Origin of the sequence: Pseudomonas alkylphenolica, from assembly GCF_000746525.1 — a bacterium.
GTDB classification, from domain to species: Bacteria; Pseudomonadota; Gammaproteobacteria; order Pseudomonadales; family Pseudomonadaceae; genus Aquipseudomonas; species Aquipseudomonas alkylphenolica.
In genome coordinates, this window is sequence record NZ_CP009048.1 from 15,679 (window position 1) to 30,146 (window position 14,468).

At 55.8% G+C, this 14,468-nt stretch carries 11 protein-coding genes; 1 reads left to right on the forward strand and 10 read right to left on the reverse strand.

Going from position 1 to position 14,468, the window contains the following annotated elements; translation table 11 throughout:
* Positions 1-281: 281 nt before the first annotated feature.
* The 8 genes from PSAKL28_RS00060 to PSAKL28_RS00090 all read right to left on the reverse strand — a co-directional run bounded on the left by PSAKL28_RS00060 (position 282) and on the right by PSAKL28_RS00090 (position 10,498).
* Positions 282-1,004, reverse strand: a complete 723-nt coding sequence (locus tag PSAKL28_RS00060) for a M48 family metallopeptidase (RefSeq protein WP_038605037.1) — start codon at positions 1,002-1,004, stop codon at positions 282-284.
* Positions 994-4,101, reverse strand: coding sequence for a type I restriction endonuclease subunit R (locus tag PSAKL28_RS00065; RefSeq protein ID WP_038605040.1), 3,108 nt, complete (start codon positions 4,099-4,101; stop codon positions 994-996). Before PSAKL28_RS00065 ends, PSAKL28_RS00060 begins: the two co-directional genes overlap by 11 nt.
* 85 nt (positions 4,102-4,186) lie before the next feature.
* On the reverse strand, positions 4,187-4,348 hold the full coding sequence (locus PSAKL28_RS27460) for a hypothetical protein (RefSeq protein WP_157686988.1): 162 nt from the start codon (positions 4,346-4,348) through the stop codon (positions 4,187-4,189).
* Entirely contained in the window at positions 4,345-5,532 is a 1,188-nt protein-coding gene (locus PSAKL28_RS26605; protein WP_075226403.1) for a restriction endonuclease subunit S, read from the reverse strand. The genes PSAKL28_RS27460 and PSAKL28_RS26605 overlap by 4 nt, the downstream gene beginning before the upstream one ends.
* Complete coding sequence (locus PSAKL28_RS00075) at positions 5,529-7,928, reverse strand: type I restriction-modification system subunit M (protein WP_038605043.1); 2,400 nt, start codon at positions 7,926-7,928, stop codon at positions 5,529-5,531. The genes PSAKL28_RS26605 and PSAKL28_RS00075 overlap by 4 nt, the downstream gene beginning before the upstream one ends.
* Before the next feature lie 95 nt (positions 7,929-8,023).
* The gene (locus PSAKL28_RS00080) at positions 8,024-9,787 is read right to left on the reverse strand and encodes an N-6 DNA methylase (RefSeq protein WP_038605046.1); all 1,764 of its coding nucleotides are present in this window, start codon (positions 9,785-9,787) and stop codon (positions 8,024-8,026) included.
* 30 nt (positions 9,788-9,817) lie between these two features.
* Entirely contained in the window at positions 9,818-10,072 is a 255-nt protein-coding gene (locus PSAKL28_RS00085) for a hypothetical protein (protein ID WP_038605048.1), read from the reverse strand.
* Between the two features lie 195 nt (positions 10,073-10,267).
* The gene (locus tag PSAKL28_RS00090; protein WP_038605051.1) at positions 10,268-10,498 is read right to left on the reverse strand and encodes a hypothetical protein; all 231 of its coding nucleotides are present in this window, start codon (positions 10,496-10,498) and stop codon (positions 10,268-10,270) included.
* A gap of 247 nt (positions 10,499-10,745) precedes the next feature.
* Between PSAKL28_RS00090 and PSAKL28_RS00095 the strand changes: the two genes are divergently transcribed.
* Positions 10,746-12,209 carry an SEL1-like repeat protein gene (locus tag PSAKL28_RS00095; RefSeq protein ID WP_051939105.1) on the forward strand — a complete coding sequence of 488 codons (1,464 nt, stop codon included), beginning with the start codon at positions 10,746-10,748 and terminating at the stop codon, positions 12,207-12,209.
* An 87-nt stretch (positions 12,210-12,296) separates the two neighbouring features.
* Here PSAKL28_RS00095 and PSAKL28_RS00100 read toward each other — a convergent pair whose 3' ends face one another.
* On the reverse strand, positions 12,297-12,989 hold the full coding sequence (locus tag PSAKL28_RS00100; protein WP_257011842.1) for a hypothetical protein: 693 nt from the start codon (positions 12,987-12,989) through the stop codon (positions 12,297-12,299).
* Positions 12,990-13,556: 567 nt separating this feature from the next.
* Positions 13,557-14,426: a hypothetical protein gene (locus PSAKL28_RS00105; protein ID WP_157686989.1), complete on the reverse strand. Its 870-nt coding sequence runs from the start codon at positions 14,424-14,426 to the stop codon at positions 13,557-13,559.
* Between the last annotated feature and the right edge of the window lie 42 nt (positions 14,427-14,468).

The following is a 14,468-nucleotide window of genomic DNA, read 5'->3' on the forward strand; positions in this document are numbered from 1 at the left end:
TTTTCTTTGTGGCGTAGCCTAGTCAAAGCGATACACACCAGGCTCCAAGCCCTAGTTTGGGTTTTATGGGCGATGTGATGGAGCATGGTTGCGGCTTCATCGAAACAAACTGCATCCTTGCTTGGCTGCTTGGCTGCTTGGCTGCTTGGCTGCTTGGCTGCTTGGCTGCTTGGCTGCTTGTGTAGGTGGACAAAGTTAAAAGTCAGGGACAAAGTTAACTGAAACGAAAAGCCCCCGGTGGATTGATCCACTGGGGGCTTTCCGTTTCAAGGGTGTAGGAGTTACCAACGTTCGTCAGCAAGGTGAGAGCTGTTGAGCTGCTCTTTCAACAGGTGCCATTGAGGGAGATGCTGATCTAGCAGGCTGATGAATCGGTCGTTGTGGTGGCGTTCATGCAGGTGAGCCAGTTCGTGCACCAGAATGTACTCCAGGCACTGCACCGGCTTCTTGGCTAGCTCCAGGTTGAGCCAGATGCGCCGGGCTTCAATGTTGCAGGTGCCCCACTTCGTCTTCATTCGCTTGATGCCCCAAGCGCGCGCTTCAACTCCTAACTTCGGCTGCCATTTCTCCAGCAGCTCCGGCACCAGACGTTTCAGTTCGGCACGGTAGAAATTTTGTAGCACCTGCTCACGGCGTTCGACTGTGGTATCGGTGCGCACGAATAGATCCATGGTGGCCTTACCGCGCAGAGCTATGCGCAGAGACCCAGTAGTTTCGTGAACGCGTAGGCGGTAGCGACGGCCTAGAAAGTAATGGCTTTCACCACTGACCATCAGCCGTTCTGATTGTCGGGGCTGGGCCTGAAACTTTGCACGCTGGCGTTTGATCCAGCCGAGCTTACCGACCACTGCCAGGCGTACGGCTTCATCATCTACCGTCAACGGTGCCGCCACACGCACACGCCCCTGCGGCGGGTATACGCCTAGGTGCAGATTTTTGATCGGCTTGCGCACGACCTCCACGATCAAACCGCCGACCGTGATGTTGCGCGACTCAGTATTCATGCTGATGCTTTACCAGTTCCAGCAAGGCTTCCAGCCACTCGTTGTCCTGTCCTGCCGTGTAGTCGCCCAGGGTTTCAGTGGAGTCTTTGCACCACTGATCCAGCACGTTCTTGATCGCTAGGCGCACACGTTTGATCTTCATGGCATTGCCGCGCCAGTCGTCCTGCCGGCTATCCAGCACGGCAGCGTCCACGGCCAATGCTAGGCCGGCGTTCTGCCCCAGGTTGTCGTACAGCGCCTTTCGGGCATTACTGTTGATCGAGCCAGGGTAGCTGTTGGCGCTGGTGGGATTTTTCGCCTTTTTGGTCAGCTCCACCACCTCTGCCAGGTATTCCTGATAGCTGATGGCGTCTTCCTTGCGCTTGGCGATCAGCGCATCGAGCAACGAGGACATGGTCTCGTAGTACTTCGGGTTGATCGGCGACTCGTCGATAATCAACTTGCGCACGTTGTTCTCGATGGTCTCGGCCACGGCCTCCTGGCTTTTGCGGATGCCCTTGGGCAGCGCGTCGATTGCACCCACACCGCGCTCAACGATCAGCTCAATCAGCGACATATCGTCGAAGGCAGAAATCTTCTCGCTATCTTCAGCACGGATGTAGGTGTCGATCAAAAAGCGCATGTCCGGCTCGTAGGCTTTGAGGTCGATGTAGTCGCCGCTGGCGAGCTTTACCTCATCACGAACCTTGGAGAAGTGATCGACTTCGGTCTGGATCTCGGCGACTTCCTTGTTGCTGTAACCCGCCTCCTCCAGCTCATTGGCGATATTGCCGAAGCAGCGGATCAGCGCTGAGGTCATCTTGTACAGGTTCAGGCGCTTGGGCTCATTAGCTTTGAGCTGCTCGGCGTTGCCCGGCTGGCTGCCGCAGAAGAAGCGTAGATAAGCTGGCGTATCCTTCGATTGTTCCACCGGTTCGCACAAGGCCTTGATCGCCTCGCGGGCATCTTCCAGGTCTTCCTGTGCTTTGCTTAGGCGGTCTCCCAAAAGACCAGCCACATCGGCCTCGTCATATCCGTCCAGCGCACCGCTGGTGTAGTCGCCAATGGCGCCTTCCAGCTGCTTGAACAAGTCCTTGTAATCGATGATGTAGCCGTACTGCTTGTCCTCGCCATCGAGGCGGTTGACCCGGCAGATGGCCTGGAACAGGCCATGGTCACGCATCTGCTTGTCGATGTAGAGGTAGGTCGCGGAAGGAGCGTCAAAGCCGGTCAGCAGCTTGTCCACCACGATGAGCAGGCGCATCTGCCCTGGCTCCTTGATGAAACGCTGCTTCACCTCCTTCTCGAAGGTCTCCGGATCTTTGTCGCCCAGCATCTGGTTGTAGATGGCGTACTGACGCAGCTTCTCGGTCAGCCCTTCACCGGTGGCCTCGCCCTTGATGTCGGCAGGTGATGGCTTGTAGCTGGTGACGATGGCGCACTTGTCACCCATGCCCGCTTTGCTGAATAGCTCGTAGCACTTACAGGCTTCAAAGATGCTGCTGGTTACCAGCATGGCATTGCCTCGGCCATCGGCCAGGCGCTGCTTGGTGGCCATATCCAGCAGGATGTCGGCAACGATTTTCTCCAGCCGCGACTGGCTCGACAGCACTTTCTGCAAGGTGCCCCAACGCTGCTTCAGCTGAGCCTTGGCCAGGTCGTTCAGGCCTTTGGTCTTGGCCTCAAACCACTGATCGATCTTCTTCTGTGATGTGATGTTCTGGTCGATATCGCGGGCTTCGTAGCGCAGGTCGAGGACTACTCCATCAGCCACGGCTTCATTGAACTTGTAGGTATGGATGTAGCGGCCAAACACCTCGATGCTCTTCTGCTTGTCGGCCTTAAGCAGCGGCGTACCGGTAAAACCGATAAACACCGCATTGGGCAGGATCATCTTCATGGCTTTGTGCAGCTCGCCGGATTGGGTGCGGTGGCACTCATCGACGAACACATAGAGATCGCCCTTGGCGCGGAAGTCTGGCGGCAGGCTCTTACGCAGCTCCTCCACAAAGCCCTCCACATCGGCATCTTCACGGGCACCGAACTTGTGAATCAGCGAGCAAAGTAGCCAAGGTGAGGGCTGGTTGAGTTTGTCGATCAGATCGGCACCGCTGGTGGTGCGGTAAATCTGTTCGTTGACGCCGCTAAACACCTTCTCGATCTGCTCATCAAGCTCGGTGCGGTCGGTGATGATCAGCACCCGCGAGTCCTGGATATTTTCCCGAATCCACTTGGTCAGCCAGACCATGGTCAGGGATTTTCCCGAGCCCTGGGTGTGCCAGATGATCCCGCCCTCGCGCCGGCGCAGATAGCGTTGCGCTTCACGAATGCCGAAGTATTGGTTGTGCCGGCAGAGCTTCTTCACCCCGCTGTCGTACACGATGTAGTCGTGGATCAGCTCCAGAAAGCGCGTCTTGTTGCACAGCTGGAGTAGGTGCCGATCCAGCAGATTGTCGGCAGAGTTGCCCTCTTCGCTCTCTTCCTTCCAGGTGAGGTAGTACTTCTCTCCGGTCTGGATGGTGCCGTAACGCAGGCCCTGGGTATCGTTGCCGGCCATCACGTACTGCATGGTGGAGAAGAACGGCTGGATAAACTCAGACTTCTGATTATCCAGATTTTGACGAACCCCGTGATTGACGGCCTTCACCGAACGCTTCAGCTCCAGCACGCCAAGGGCGATACCATTAACATAGAGAACGATGTCCGGGCGCTTGGTCTGGGCCTTGGCATCGGCCCCCTTGACCGTCACTTCCTCGGCAATGGCAAAATTGTTGCGCTCGGGCTGCTTCCAGTCGATCAGCCAGACGGTCTGGGTGTTTTCGCCCACCTCAGGCTTGATTTTCACCCCATAGCGCAGCAGCTCGTACACCGCCTTGTTGCGATCATACAGCCCTTTACTGGCATCGTTTGCAACCCTGTTCAGCTCGAAAATGGCGCGACTGGCTAGGTTGGCTTCAACGCGCTGCTCAAGTAGCCAGCAACGTAGTAGCTCCGGCTCGATATTGGCGTTATAGGGGCGCTCGGCCCAGTCGCCAAGGTAGTCGTACTTCAGTTGCTGTTGGAACAGCTTGACCACGCGTTGCTGGGTCTTTCTTTCGATTTGGCCGACGGTGCTCATCAGTCTGTTTCCTTAGTGCGTCCTGCAAAAGAAGTGGCTGTCGCCGTGGGCTTTTGCCGTTAGCTGTTTGGCCTTGGTTAATACACTACTTGCGCTTCAACTCTTTAGGAAGAAAGGCGTCAATTTCTTCATCAGAGAACGTCATATCCTCCAGCTTTTGGAGGGGCTTTTGAGCGGCACGATATGCTGCGTAATTACCAACTGCCAAGTCGCTGAGAAACTCAGTAAAAATATCTGAGGTACTCATGGCAGTCGAATCCTTCCAGTAAGTAGCTCCTGCACCATGCCCTGCTTGAGCTGGCGAGCCTTGTCGCGGCGGGCTTCGAGAGCGACGAGTTCAGCACTCATATCGGATAGAACGGTGGCAATGGCTGTTTGTTCTTCCTCTAAAGGTTGGGGGATTTCGAGCTGCATAAAGGCGCTTTTCGCGATGTTGTAGCGGGTCGCGCCCTGTGCCAGTATGGACATAGCAGCACGCCCTGCCTTGCTCCTGAACCAGTATGCGAAGAAAAGCCCATTCACTTTTGCCGCTGTGTTGAAGCGGAAGCCAAAGCAGAAGCTGTTCAGGTAGAGGTTCGGAATCTCCTCAAGCAAAACGGAGCAGAAGCCCACTTCCTGAGGCGTTTCTGAGGAGCCATTGAAGAAAAGGTCTCCCTTTTTGGCGAGGTTTTGTGCTTCGTCCGGAGCAACATCGACAGGTTCAAGCCAGCTTGCATCGATCACCGTATCGGTCATCACATTCATGAAGGGTATGTAGCGAGCTTCGCCCTGGCCGAAATTAATCTTTGTCTTTCCGGCGAGGCCGCCATAGGTAGTACCCAATGCTCGCATGGGTTTTATGTCCCACGCTCCACTAAACCCCGGCAGGCGGAGTTGTCCGGAGAGAAGTTGTTGCATGGTGGCTTGCTGAATGTCGCGCTTTTTGGCGATCAGCTGATCCAGGCTACTGATCAGATCCTCCATTTCAGACAGAGCAGTGACAATTTTAACCTGCTCTTCTCGAGCGGGGATTGGGATTGGGATACTCTTAAGTTGAGTGCCTGTAATCAATGGCTGCCCTGATCCAAAGATCAGGCGGTTCAGTCCATATCGTTTCAATTGGAGCAGGCAGTAAGTGTGATCGGTACCCGGTTTTAGTCGAATCGCTATAGTGTTATCTGTGACTCCATAGCGACCATCTGCTGAATTCAATAAGCCAGCATTTGCGCCTACCCGAGCAACCAGAATCGATTCTCCAGTGTGGGACGGAGTGTTTGTGTAGCCGATGACACCTGTAGACCCGAATACAGGGAACTGTCCGAATTCGGCATCCACCTTTGATCTACCAGAAGCAATGGAACCAGAAAGTTCGGCTAGCTGGTGAACTTTCCAGTCCGCTGGGATCATACCGGCCTCAGATTGTTTGTATCCAGAATTCTCATTCGCATTCATACTGAAAACCCCATCTTCGCGAGATGTGCACTGACCTTGGCCGCCAGTACTTCTACCTCAGCATTTAGCGCAGGGAGTGGCGTGGTATAGCGCTCGGCAAGTTGGCGAATACGGCCACTCAGCGCTTGGGACACCCGATCCAGCTCGGTCTTCACATCGGCTTGTAGGGCAGTCAGCCATTTATCGTCTACCACCAAGGCTTTCAGCTCGACTTCACTGAGCTGGGCATAGTGGCCCTGCACCTTGGCATCCAGCACCTTCTGCGCAGCTTTGACCTTTTTGCTGGCCACCGCTTCACGCTCGATCAGCGTCAGGCAATGATCTAACGCCCGGCGCTCCTCGTCGGCTTCTACGTCGTACCTTATCGCTTTGAGGCGGTCTTTTACGCTTTTGGCGGTGAACTTGCCCTTGTCGGTTTTGCCTTCGGCCAGCGAGCCGTCTTCGCCACCCTGCTCCTCTTCCAGCTCTTCCAGCTCGCGGCTGACGGCATCGCGATTGGCTTCCAGCTCGGCGATGGTGGCAGCTTCGGCGGCGTAGTAGCGGCGCACGATCAGCTCGGGGGGCAGCAGGTCGGTATTCGGTTCACCCTTGCTCGGGCCACTGGCAATCAGCGGCTGCCAACCGTCGATCACCAGTTGGTAAACGTCATCTTGCAATGTGGCGTACCAGTAGTCCTGGAGGTGCTGGTACACGTCGTAGGCGTCCAATAGAGGCGCGAACTCGAAGCGGTGCAGCAGGTCTTCGGCCAGAGTATTCAGCAATGCCTTGGGTCGGTCGCCAATGGCGATATTTTGCAGGCGTGGGCGGTGCTCGTTGCGCCAGGCATCGAACAGGTCGCTTTTGGTCTGGTTAAAGGCGGTGAACTCAGGGTGAGCAAAGATGCCGGGCTTGATCTCGGCCTGCGGCACCTTGAGTTGCAGATAGCTTGGGCGCAGTGGGGCGAACAATGCGCTGCGCAGGTTGGGCATCACCTCCCAGTAAGCTTGCAAGGCATCCACATCGCGTTCGGGGATGCCGCCGTGCAGGTGGGCGTCGATGTCTTGCAGGTCTTCCGCTGCGCTGGTGTCGATATAGCGCGGGATATTCAGGTTGAAGTCGTTGGCCTCGATCTCGGCCAGCGGCACCAGGCGTGAGAATTTCGGCAGCTCACGTTGTTGGGTGCAGGCATCGACGATCTTGTGGATGTCCTGCTCGCGCAGGCGGTTCTTGTTGCCGTCTTTGATAAAGCCCTTGCTGGCGTCGATCAGGAACAGCCCCTTGCGCCCAGCACTGCCGGCTTTGTCGAGAATGATGATGCAGGCAGGAATGCCAGTACCGAAGAACAGATTGGCAGGCAAACCTATGATGGCCTGGATATAGCCTTGCTGGAGGATGCGCTTGCGGATAACCCCTTCGGCCCCGCCCCGGAACAACACGCCGTGGGGCAAAATTACCGCCGCCTTGCCGGTGCTTTTCAGTGAGGTGAGCATGTGCAGAAGAAAGGCGTAGTCGCCGTTCTTCTCTGGTGGAATGCCGTAGCTGAAGCGGTTGTAGTCGTCCTCAGTTGGGTTGAAGCCATTGCTCCAGGCCTTGGTGGAGAACGGCGGGTTGGCGACGATGAAGTCGAACAGCTTGAGGTTGCCCATCGGGTCTTTGAAATGTGGTGCGGACAGGGTGTTGTCCTTCCAGATTTCGGCCGTTGGGCAGTCGTGTAGGATCATGTTCATCTTGGCCAAGGCGCTGGTGGCGTTGTCCATTTCCTGGCCGTAGATGGCCAAGTCGAGCCCGGTGGTGCTCTTGGCTTCGTCGTGGGCCTTGAGCAGCAGCGAGCCGGAGCCGCAGGTCGGGTCGTAAATGCTCTGCTTGCTGTCGGTAGCGCCGGCTAGGCCGATAACCTGGGCCATGATCCGCGAGACTTCTGCTGGGGTGTAAAACTGCCCCTTGCTCTTGCCGGATTCAGTGGCAAAGTGGCGCATCAGGTATTCGTAGGCATCGCCGAGGATGTCGTCGCCTTGAGCACGGTTGCTGCGAAAATCCAGACCTGGCGTGTTGAAGATGCTGACCAGGTTGGACAGGCGGTCGACCATCTCCTTGCCCTTGCCGAGCTTCTCCTGATCGTTGAAATCGGCCACGTCGATGACGCCAGTGAGGTTATTGGCCTCAGCCAGGCGGGAGATGATCTTGTTGATCTTGTCGCCGATCTCCTTGTCGCCCTTGAGCGCCACCATATCGGCAAAGCTGCCTCCCTCAGGCACCTCGATCAGCGAGTTGGGGTCGCCGGCGTACTTGTCCGACACGTACTTCACGAACAGCAGCACCAGGACGTAATCCTTGTACTGCGAGGCATCCATCCCGCCACGCAGCTCGTCGCAGGATTTCCACAGAGAGGAATAGAGTTCGGATTTCTTGATGGCCATGTGGTTCGTTGTGTCCCGTTGTTAATAACAAGGTTGTAAGTTAGGCACTCGACTGCTCCGAAGTAGGAAGAGTATTCCTGCTTGTCGGGCGCGGATCAGAGTGACCAAAAGTCGCTAGATAACTCTGTCTGCCGGTTGCGCAGCCGCTCGATCTCAGCCTGGATTTGAGCCTCTTCGTCGAATGCCCGAACCATTGGCTGCATAACCTCAACTGAAGGCATGGGAATTTCCAATTCCTTGAGTGCCGAGAGCTGGAGTGATGGAATCGAGGCACTGACTGCCATCCGGCTCAGTAGCCCTTGGCCCATGGCTGACCGCAGATAAATTAACAGTGCTTTTGGAGGATAGATTTCGGGGAATCGGCTGCGCAAAATCACCAGAGACTGACCTGTTATCCAGCCATCCTTCCCTGAGTTTGGGACAATGCCTGCGATGCCTGTTTTGCCAACGACCCCTTTGAATGTCATCAGGACATCATTAGGCCTGATGAAATATGAATTTGCCTTGGGGGAATCGAGGTCAAATTGCGTTTCTTTGCTGGCGTGTTGGATGTAGCCGTACTGCGGGATGTCTTGAGCCTGTACTTCCCACACCTGCACACCGCGTGAAGCAGTCGTGTGCTGGCGCGGACGGATGATGTCAAACAGTTCGCTCAGTTTACGGGTTTCATAACGTGTCAGCGACTCGTTTAGCCTGCGCGCCGACTCATCTAATACATAACGGTTGACCTCAAGACTGAAGTCATTATCAGCAATCTGGCTGATCGGAATGCTGGCCGCAACAGCAGAAGTGCTCTTGTTCGCGATCAATGCCAGCAGATCAGGGATATTCTTCAGCGCACAACGCTTTTTCGCCGAAAGCTCACGAAACTCGTCAGTGTCTGCGTTGACGAAGCGTATGACGTCAGTCCGACGGCTTTTACTCATAACAAGAATTGTTAGTGGGATTGCCGTGTGGGTACAGAGGCCGGCAGGCAATGCGATGACCGCGTCCAGATAGCCATGCTTGAGCAGATACTCGCGCAGTTGTTTTTCAGCACCTTTACCGAACAGCACGGAATTTGGAACAGTGACCACGATACGGCCCTTGGTCTGAGCCAAGAGGTGCTGGATATGAAGAACGTTACCAACCGGCGTTTTCTCTTCAAACCGCCCCCAAAGGTCATTTCCAGAGATATCCTGAGAGTAGCGGACACCCATCGGGGGGGCACAGACTGCCGCATCAAACTGGATCAACTGGCCTTTTTCAAGAGCAGCAGGCGCTTGTACTGGATTGGTAGGGTGCAGCTTCCAGCCAGTTGCGTTGATCAGGCTAAGTATTTGCGCAGGCGTTGTGGGTATCTGGGACTCAATCCAAACCTTGGCGTTGCTTCGTACTACCCGTGCGGCAATCTGTCCAGCCCCCTCCCAAGGAACGTACACGGTTTGCTGTGGAGTGATTTCCGAAAGAGCAACCAGCAAGTTACACAAGGTCGGGGCGTACCCAAAAATACCTTGGCTATAGTCAGCTACCCAGAAGCAGGCATCGTCTACAGCTAGGGTGTCTAGTAAACCTTGGGTTTCCAAAGCACGAATCTTTTGCATCAGCGGGGAAACGTCTCGCACGCCATGGATACTTTGCCATACGCCTTCATCCATGAACGGAAACGTTGTGTATGACTGCAAGTTACGCAGCGCCGCGACCTGCTCTGCTAGCCTCTGATCCGCCACTGTTTCGAAGCGGAGTTCCACTGGAACAGTCGGGTCTTTGGACAGCTTTTGCCAGCACAGCAGCTGAAGAATCAGCGATAGGGAGGCATGGGACGTCAACGCGAGTCCACGTATCGAGTCCATTAGCTGGGTGAAAATCTTCTCGTTCATACTGCTTCCTGAAAGAGGGCGAGTAGGCGATTAAGCGCGCTGTGTGCAGTTGTAGGTGGTAATCAGTGCATCCCCTTTCGCCACGACCACGATGCCCCCCTTATCTTGGATATTCATCAGTAAGCGCTTTTCCCTCTCTAAATCAGCCAGGCGTTGCTTGGCTTCCTTGGTACTGATGATGAATTTGTCCTGATCCACTGTGTCGTGAGCAAGCACGTAATCGATCATTTTTAGCGGGATGCCGCGCTGGGCTTGGCGGGCTTTGCTGTGGTGAGTTGCGTGCATGCAGTGTGCTCCTGGTGGCAAACCATGAGCCAAATCTAGAGGAAAGTTTTTTACCCGTCAATAAAGCAATTACTGCTTTTTTATTGATCTGTGTTGCTTATTCCAATGGGCAACATGTTCGCGTTCACTGAAGAAGTCACCGGTTGTGTAGGTGCAGGAATAGTCGGTGGATCAGAAATACACTGGCGCCACTCTTTACAACTCGACCGTCAGCATCTTGATTCCCACCCCCTCGCAGAACCGCCCTACCGCTGTCAGTGAGCGCCAATACCTCACCGGTTCGCGCCTTGAGCGCACCGGTAGCCATTTCACGCCGAGGCGCAGTTCCAGGCGCCAGGCCTCGCCGTCGCGCAGCACGCGAAACTCCCGCGCCACCCCGGTCTCGACCAACGCCTGCAACGTCTCCTGCTCGATGGCTCGTTTCATGTCGAGCCCCTGCGCTCGCGTCCAACCAGTCCCCAGGGTATTGGTATAGCGCAGTCATGGCATCCGGCGACCAGGATGGCCCTTCAGCTGCACCAGACGGTGTATCACGGTGGGGGCTGATTTAACATAACTGCCAATTACACGCAGGCATTCGACGCCAACGCCCCAAACGCGTGATAGCATTTTGCGACTTGTCGCTTGAGCCTTTGCGCGAGCACCTTTTAATCGGATCAGGGAGCGATCATTCGTGAACAGCCTTCGCCAAACCGCCCAGCAGGGGGATGCTGCTGCCCAATACAGCCTAGGTAGCTTGTACGAAAGTGGTGAGGGTGTCGCGCCAGACCTTGAGAAAGCGGCTGGTTGGTACCGCAAGGCCGCCAGGCAGGGCCATGGCTGGGCCCAGTACACCATGGGGCGCCTTTATGAGACTGGGCAAGGTGTGCCCCAGGATTTGGCGAAAGCGGCCAACTGGTACCGCAAGGCCGCCGAGCAGGGCGTCGACTGGGCCGAGTATGCACTGGGCGATCTGTACACCAAGGGCGAAGGCGTTCCACAAAGTTTTGAAACGGCGGCAACGTGGTACCAGAGGGCTGCCATACAGACCCTTGCGGAGGCGCAGCATGCCCTGGCTTGCCTTTACGAAGAGGGTGAAGGCGTCGCGCAGGATCTGCTGAAAGCAGCTACTTTGCACCGTAAAGCCGCAGAACAAGGCTATGTTTTTGCCCAGCACTCCCTCGGTGACCTGTACAAGAAAGGAGTCGGTGTTCGACAAAGTTTTGAAAAGGCGGGCGCGTGGTACCGCAAAGCCGCCATGCAAGGATACAGCTGGGCCCAACTTGCCCTCGGCGAGCTGTACGAGAAGGGCGATGGCGTCAAGTACAACGCGGCCAAGGCGGAGGATTGGTATATGAAAGCCGCCGTTCAGGGGAATCGCTGGGCCGAATACGCGCTAGGCCGTCTATACGAAAAAGGTGAACCTTGTTCACGGGACTTCGCGGAAGCGGCAGCCTGGTATCGCAAAGCGGCAGAGCAAGGTCATGCTTCGGCTCAGGACGCGCTGGCACGCTTGTATTCAAATGGCCAAGGTGTGCCTCAGGACTTCGCAGAGGCAATTGTTTGGCACCATAAGGCTGCCGAACAGGGCTCGGCTTGGGCTCAGTATGCGCTAGGTGATGTTTACGAAAGCGGCAAAATCACCCCCCCGAATTTTTCAAAGGCCGCTGTCTGGTACCGTAAGGCGGCTGAGCAGGGATCCGACTTGGCCCAAGATGCTCTTGGGACGCTGTATGCGAAAGGCCGAGGTGTCCCGCAAGACTTCGTAGAGGCTGCCGTCTGGTACCGAAAGGCTGCTGAGCAAGGAGATGAGTATGCTCAGTACACGCTTGGGCGCCTTTACAAAAAAGGGCGAGGCGTGCCGCAGGACTTTGTAGAGGCGGCAACGTGGTGCCGCAAGTCCGCTGAGCAGGGGAATGCCCAGGCTCAGTACGTCTTGGGAGGTTTGTACAAGAACGGTGAGGGTGTTCAGCAGGATTATCAGAGCGCCTATATCTGGCTCTCGCTCTCTGTGAAGAATCGATGCTATATGAAAGGTTTCGGTAAGCTGCTTAACGTGGTAGCCCAGAAGCTTTCAGCGGTGCAGCTAGAATCAGCGGAAAGCACCATTGCAGAATACTTGGAGCTGTATAGAACCGTACGTTCTGCAGCAGCATAAGGTTTTTCTGCAGGTTCTAATGAGCGGCCTCACCATGTTCCTCTCGTCCGCATTACTGGATCGGGGCTTTTCAATTGAAACTATCGGTCAAGAGGAATGGCCTTGGCGCTCCTGAGCCTTGCGAAAGGCTAAGGCCATGGTCGTGGCCGTGGTCGTTGGCAGGCGATCAGTTTGCTTCTTCGGTCTACGCTGGACGGTGCGCTTGCGTGGGTCGGATGGCTTGATCGACGAAGAATTTCGGTCACCGGAACTGATGGGTTTCGCCGAATTAGCTGGTGTGCTCATACCATCTCTCGCCTGGGCGAGCAGGCTGTACACGTTGAGTGTGATCGGTGAGCCCTGCGGGAGCAGGATCGACAGCTGAAAATGGCTGTCGGTGAGGGCTTTGATCTGCGCCAGGTTATGCGCGGACAGCATTTGGTGGTGTTGATGGTGTGCCACGACCCGGCGAAGGTACAGAGACAGGCGACGCCCCTGACTGACTCCGGTCAGCTTGAGATAGTCTTTGTCGATACCGGTGACCGATTCGATAATGAACGGTTGCCAACCGTCGCGCTGCCACGCATAGGGGGGAGGCTGATCTGCCAAGCTCGAAGTGGCAGGCAATCTTCCCGGTTGGCTGGTGGTATTGGTGCAGGGGTGTTTCGGCCAGGGAGGGCCCAGTTCGTCGAAGAAGACCCGACCACCGCGATCCGATTGATAAAAGAATACCGCCGCCCCGCACACCGGGCAGCTGGCGTTAGGATTGACGTAGCTCGCGTAGGTATTCGTCAGCGACATGAACCAACCGCCGTAAGCGGCTGGTGTGCTGAGGGGCTTCGCGGATCGCCCCGAGTATCCTCCACCGCCCCAGCCGCAGCTGCAGTTTTTGGGATGATTCCAGGCATTACACATCGGCATCTCCTTATGCTCGGGTACGCTGGCGGTTCGAATATCAGGTATTCAAAACCTCGGGCATGGGGCAAGTTCTGCACAAAAAATGACCAATTATAAGCCAGCCATAATTTCCACTAATTTTCTAGCATACCCTCTCTGCCCGAGAGACTGCCCGTTTCGGCTCAACGCGGCAAGGTCAAACCCAGAGCAGGCCTGCTTCAGGCTCCGTGAGCTGACCGAATGGCGGAGTAACCAAGTTTGTTTCCTCCGCTACAGTGGAAATGCGCAAAAAAATCGGCAAATTTTTGGCAACCCTAGGGCCGTAACCCAGTGAGGACGCAGGCTCCAAGGTTTAGCACAATCCGTGAAACCAGTCGCTGTAGCTGCAATGGCCGTCGGCGCAAGCCTGTGGCCATCTAGCGGCGAGACACGAAGCTCACGTTCTTTTGACCGAGCTCGTCCTAGACCCACTCAGGTTTCCAGAATCGGTAAAAACTCTCCATATTTCTTCGCCCTATCCCGGACGGCAAAGCCTTCCCATTTGAGGGGGCTACCGCCAAACAGCTCTTCTGTGAAGGCGCGTGCTTGGTTCCAGAACTTCTCAATCGCTTGTTCCTCTTCGCTAAGCGTGGCGAGGAATAGCCAGTTGTCGAACGCTTCGATGGCACGTGCATGATATGCAAGCTCGTGCACGACCCCGGAGGGCTCGGGGAACACAAACCAGATTTTTTCGAAATAAGGTCGGGCCATGCTAGCCAGCTTCAGGAGGTCGGCGGCGGCCTTTTCTTGCTTGCGGGAGGTGTCGCCGACCCGAATAAAAATGGCAGCCTTCTGCAGTCCATTCACCTGGATCATGAAAAATTGGCTAAAGAAATCGGAGTGCGTGACTTTGATGATCTCCCCGCCCGGAAAGCCAAAAAATTCCACACCGGCCTGCAGGATCGCCGCCGCCGCCACACGTTCATGGTTAGCCACGCGGCTCCGTGCCTTTGAACGGGCTGTGGTGGCCGGTGTACCGGCTATGTTGGCGTAGTGCGTAATGGTTTCCCGTAAGGTGTGTAAGGTGTGCTGGTTCGCCAGGGTTGCGGATAGCATGGAGGTGGCAATGTCGGCATCCAGCTGATGCAAGCGTTCCAAGAGCTCGATATGCGCATAGCCACACTTCACCTGTTCCGGCGCCAGCGTAGGTGCAAGGCTATCGAGAAAGTGACCGGCCTTGAGCATGCGCGAGACGACTTTGGCGTCATAACCCGCCTCTCGCGCCAATTGTCGTATCAGTAAGTTAATGCTCTCTGTGCCTTGATAGGCATTGATGCGAGTGCGCACGGCTTGAAAAAGCACGTACCACGGCTGTTTGGCCTGTCTCCCCATTCCTTCCCCCAA

Excerpts from the sequence above, each read along its gene's own strand:
- PSAKL28_RS00060 (WP_038605037.1), bottom strand. The coding sequence starts at position 1,004 with ATGAATACTGAGTCGCGCAACATCACGGTCGGCGGTTTGATCGTGGAG.
- PSAKL28_RS00065 (WP_038605040.1), bottom strand. The coding sequence starts at position 4,101 with ATGAGCACCGTCGGCCAAATCGAAAGAAAGACCCAGCAACGCGTGGTC.
- PSAKL28_RS27460 (WP_157686988.1), bottom strand. The coding sequence starts at position 4,348 with ATGAGTACCTCAGATATTTTTACTGAGTTTCTCAGCGACTTGGCAGTT.
- PSAKL28_RS26605 (WP_075226403.1), bottom strand. The coding sequence starts at position 5,532 with ATGAATGCGAATGAGAATTCTGGATACAAACAATCTGAGGCCGGTATG.
- PSAKL28_RS00075 (WP_038605043.1), bottom strand. The coding sequence starts at position 7,928 with ATGGCCATCAAGAAATCCGAACTCTATTCCTCTCTGTGGAAATCCTGC.
- PSAKL28_RS00080 (WP_038605046.1), bottom strand. The coding sequence starts at position 9,787 with ATGAACGAGAAGATTTTCACCCAGCTAATGGACTCGATACGTGGACTC.
- PSAKL28_RS00085 (WP_038605048.1), bottom strand. The coding sequence starts at position 10,072 with ATGCACGCAACTCACCACAGCAAAGCCCGCCAAGCCCAGCGCGGCATC.
- PSAKL28_RS00090 (WP_038605051.1), bottom strand. The coding sequence starts at position 10,498 with ATGAAACGAGCCATCGAGCAGGAGACGTTGCAGGCGTTGGTCGAGACC.
- PSAKL28_RS00100 (WP_257011842.1), bottom strand. The coding sequence starts at position 12,989 with ATGTCGCTGACGAATACCTACGCGAGCTACGTCAATCCTAACGCCAGC.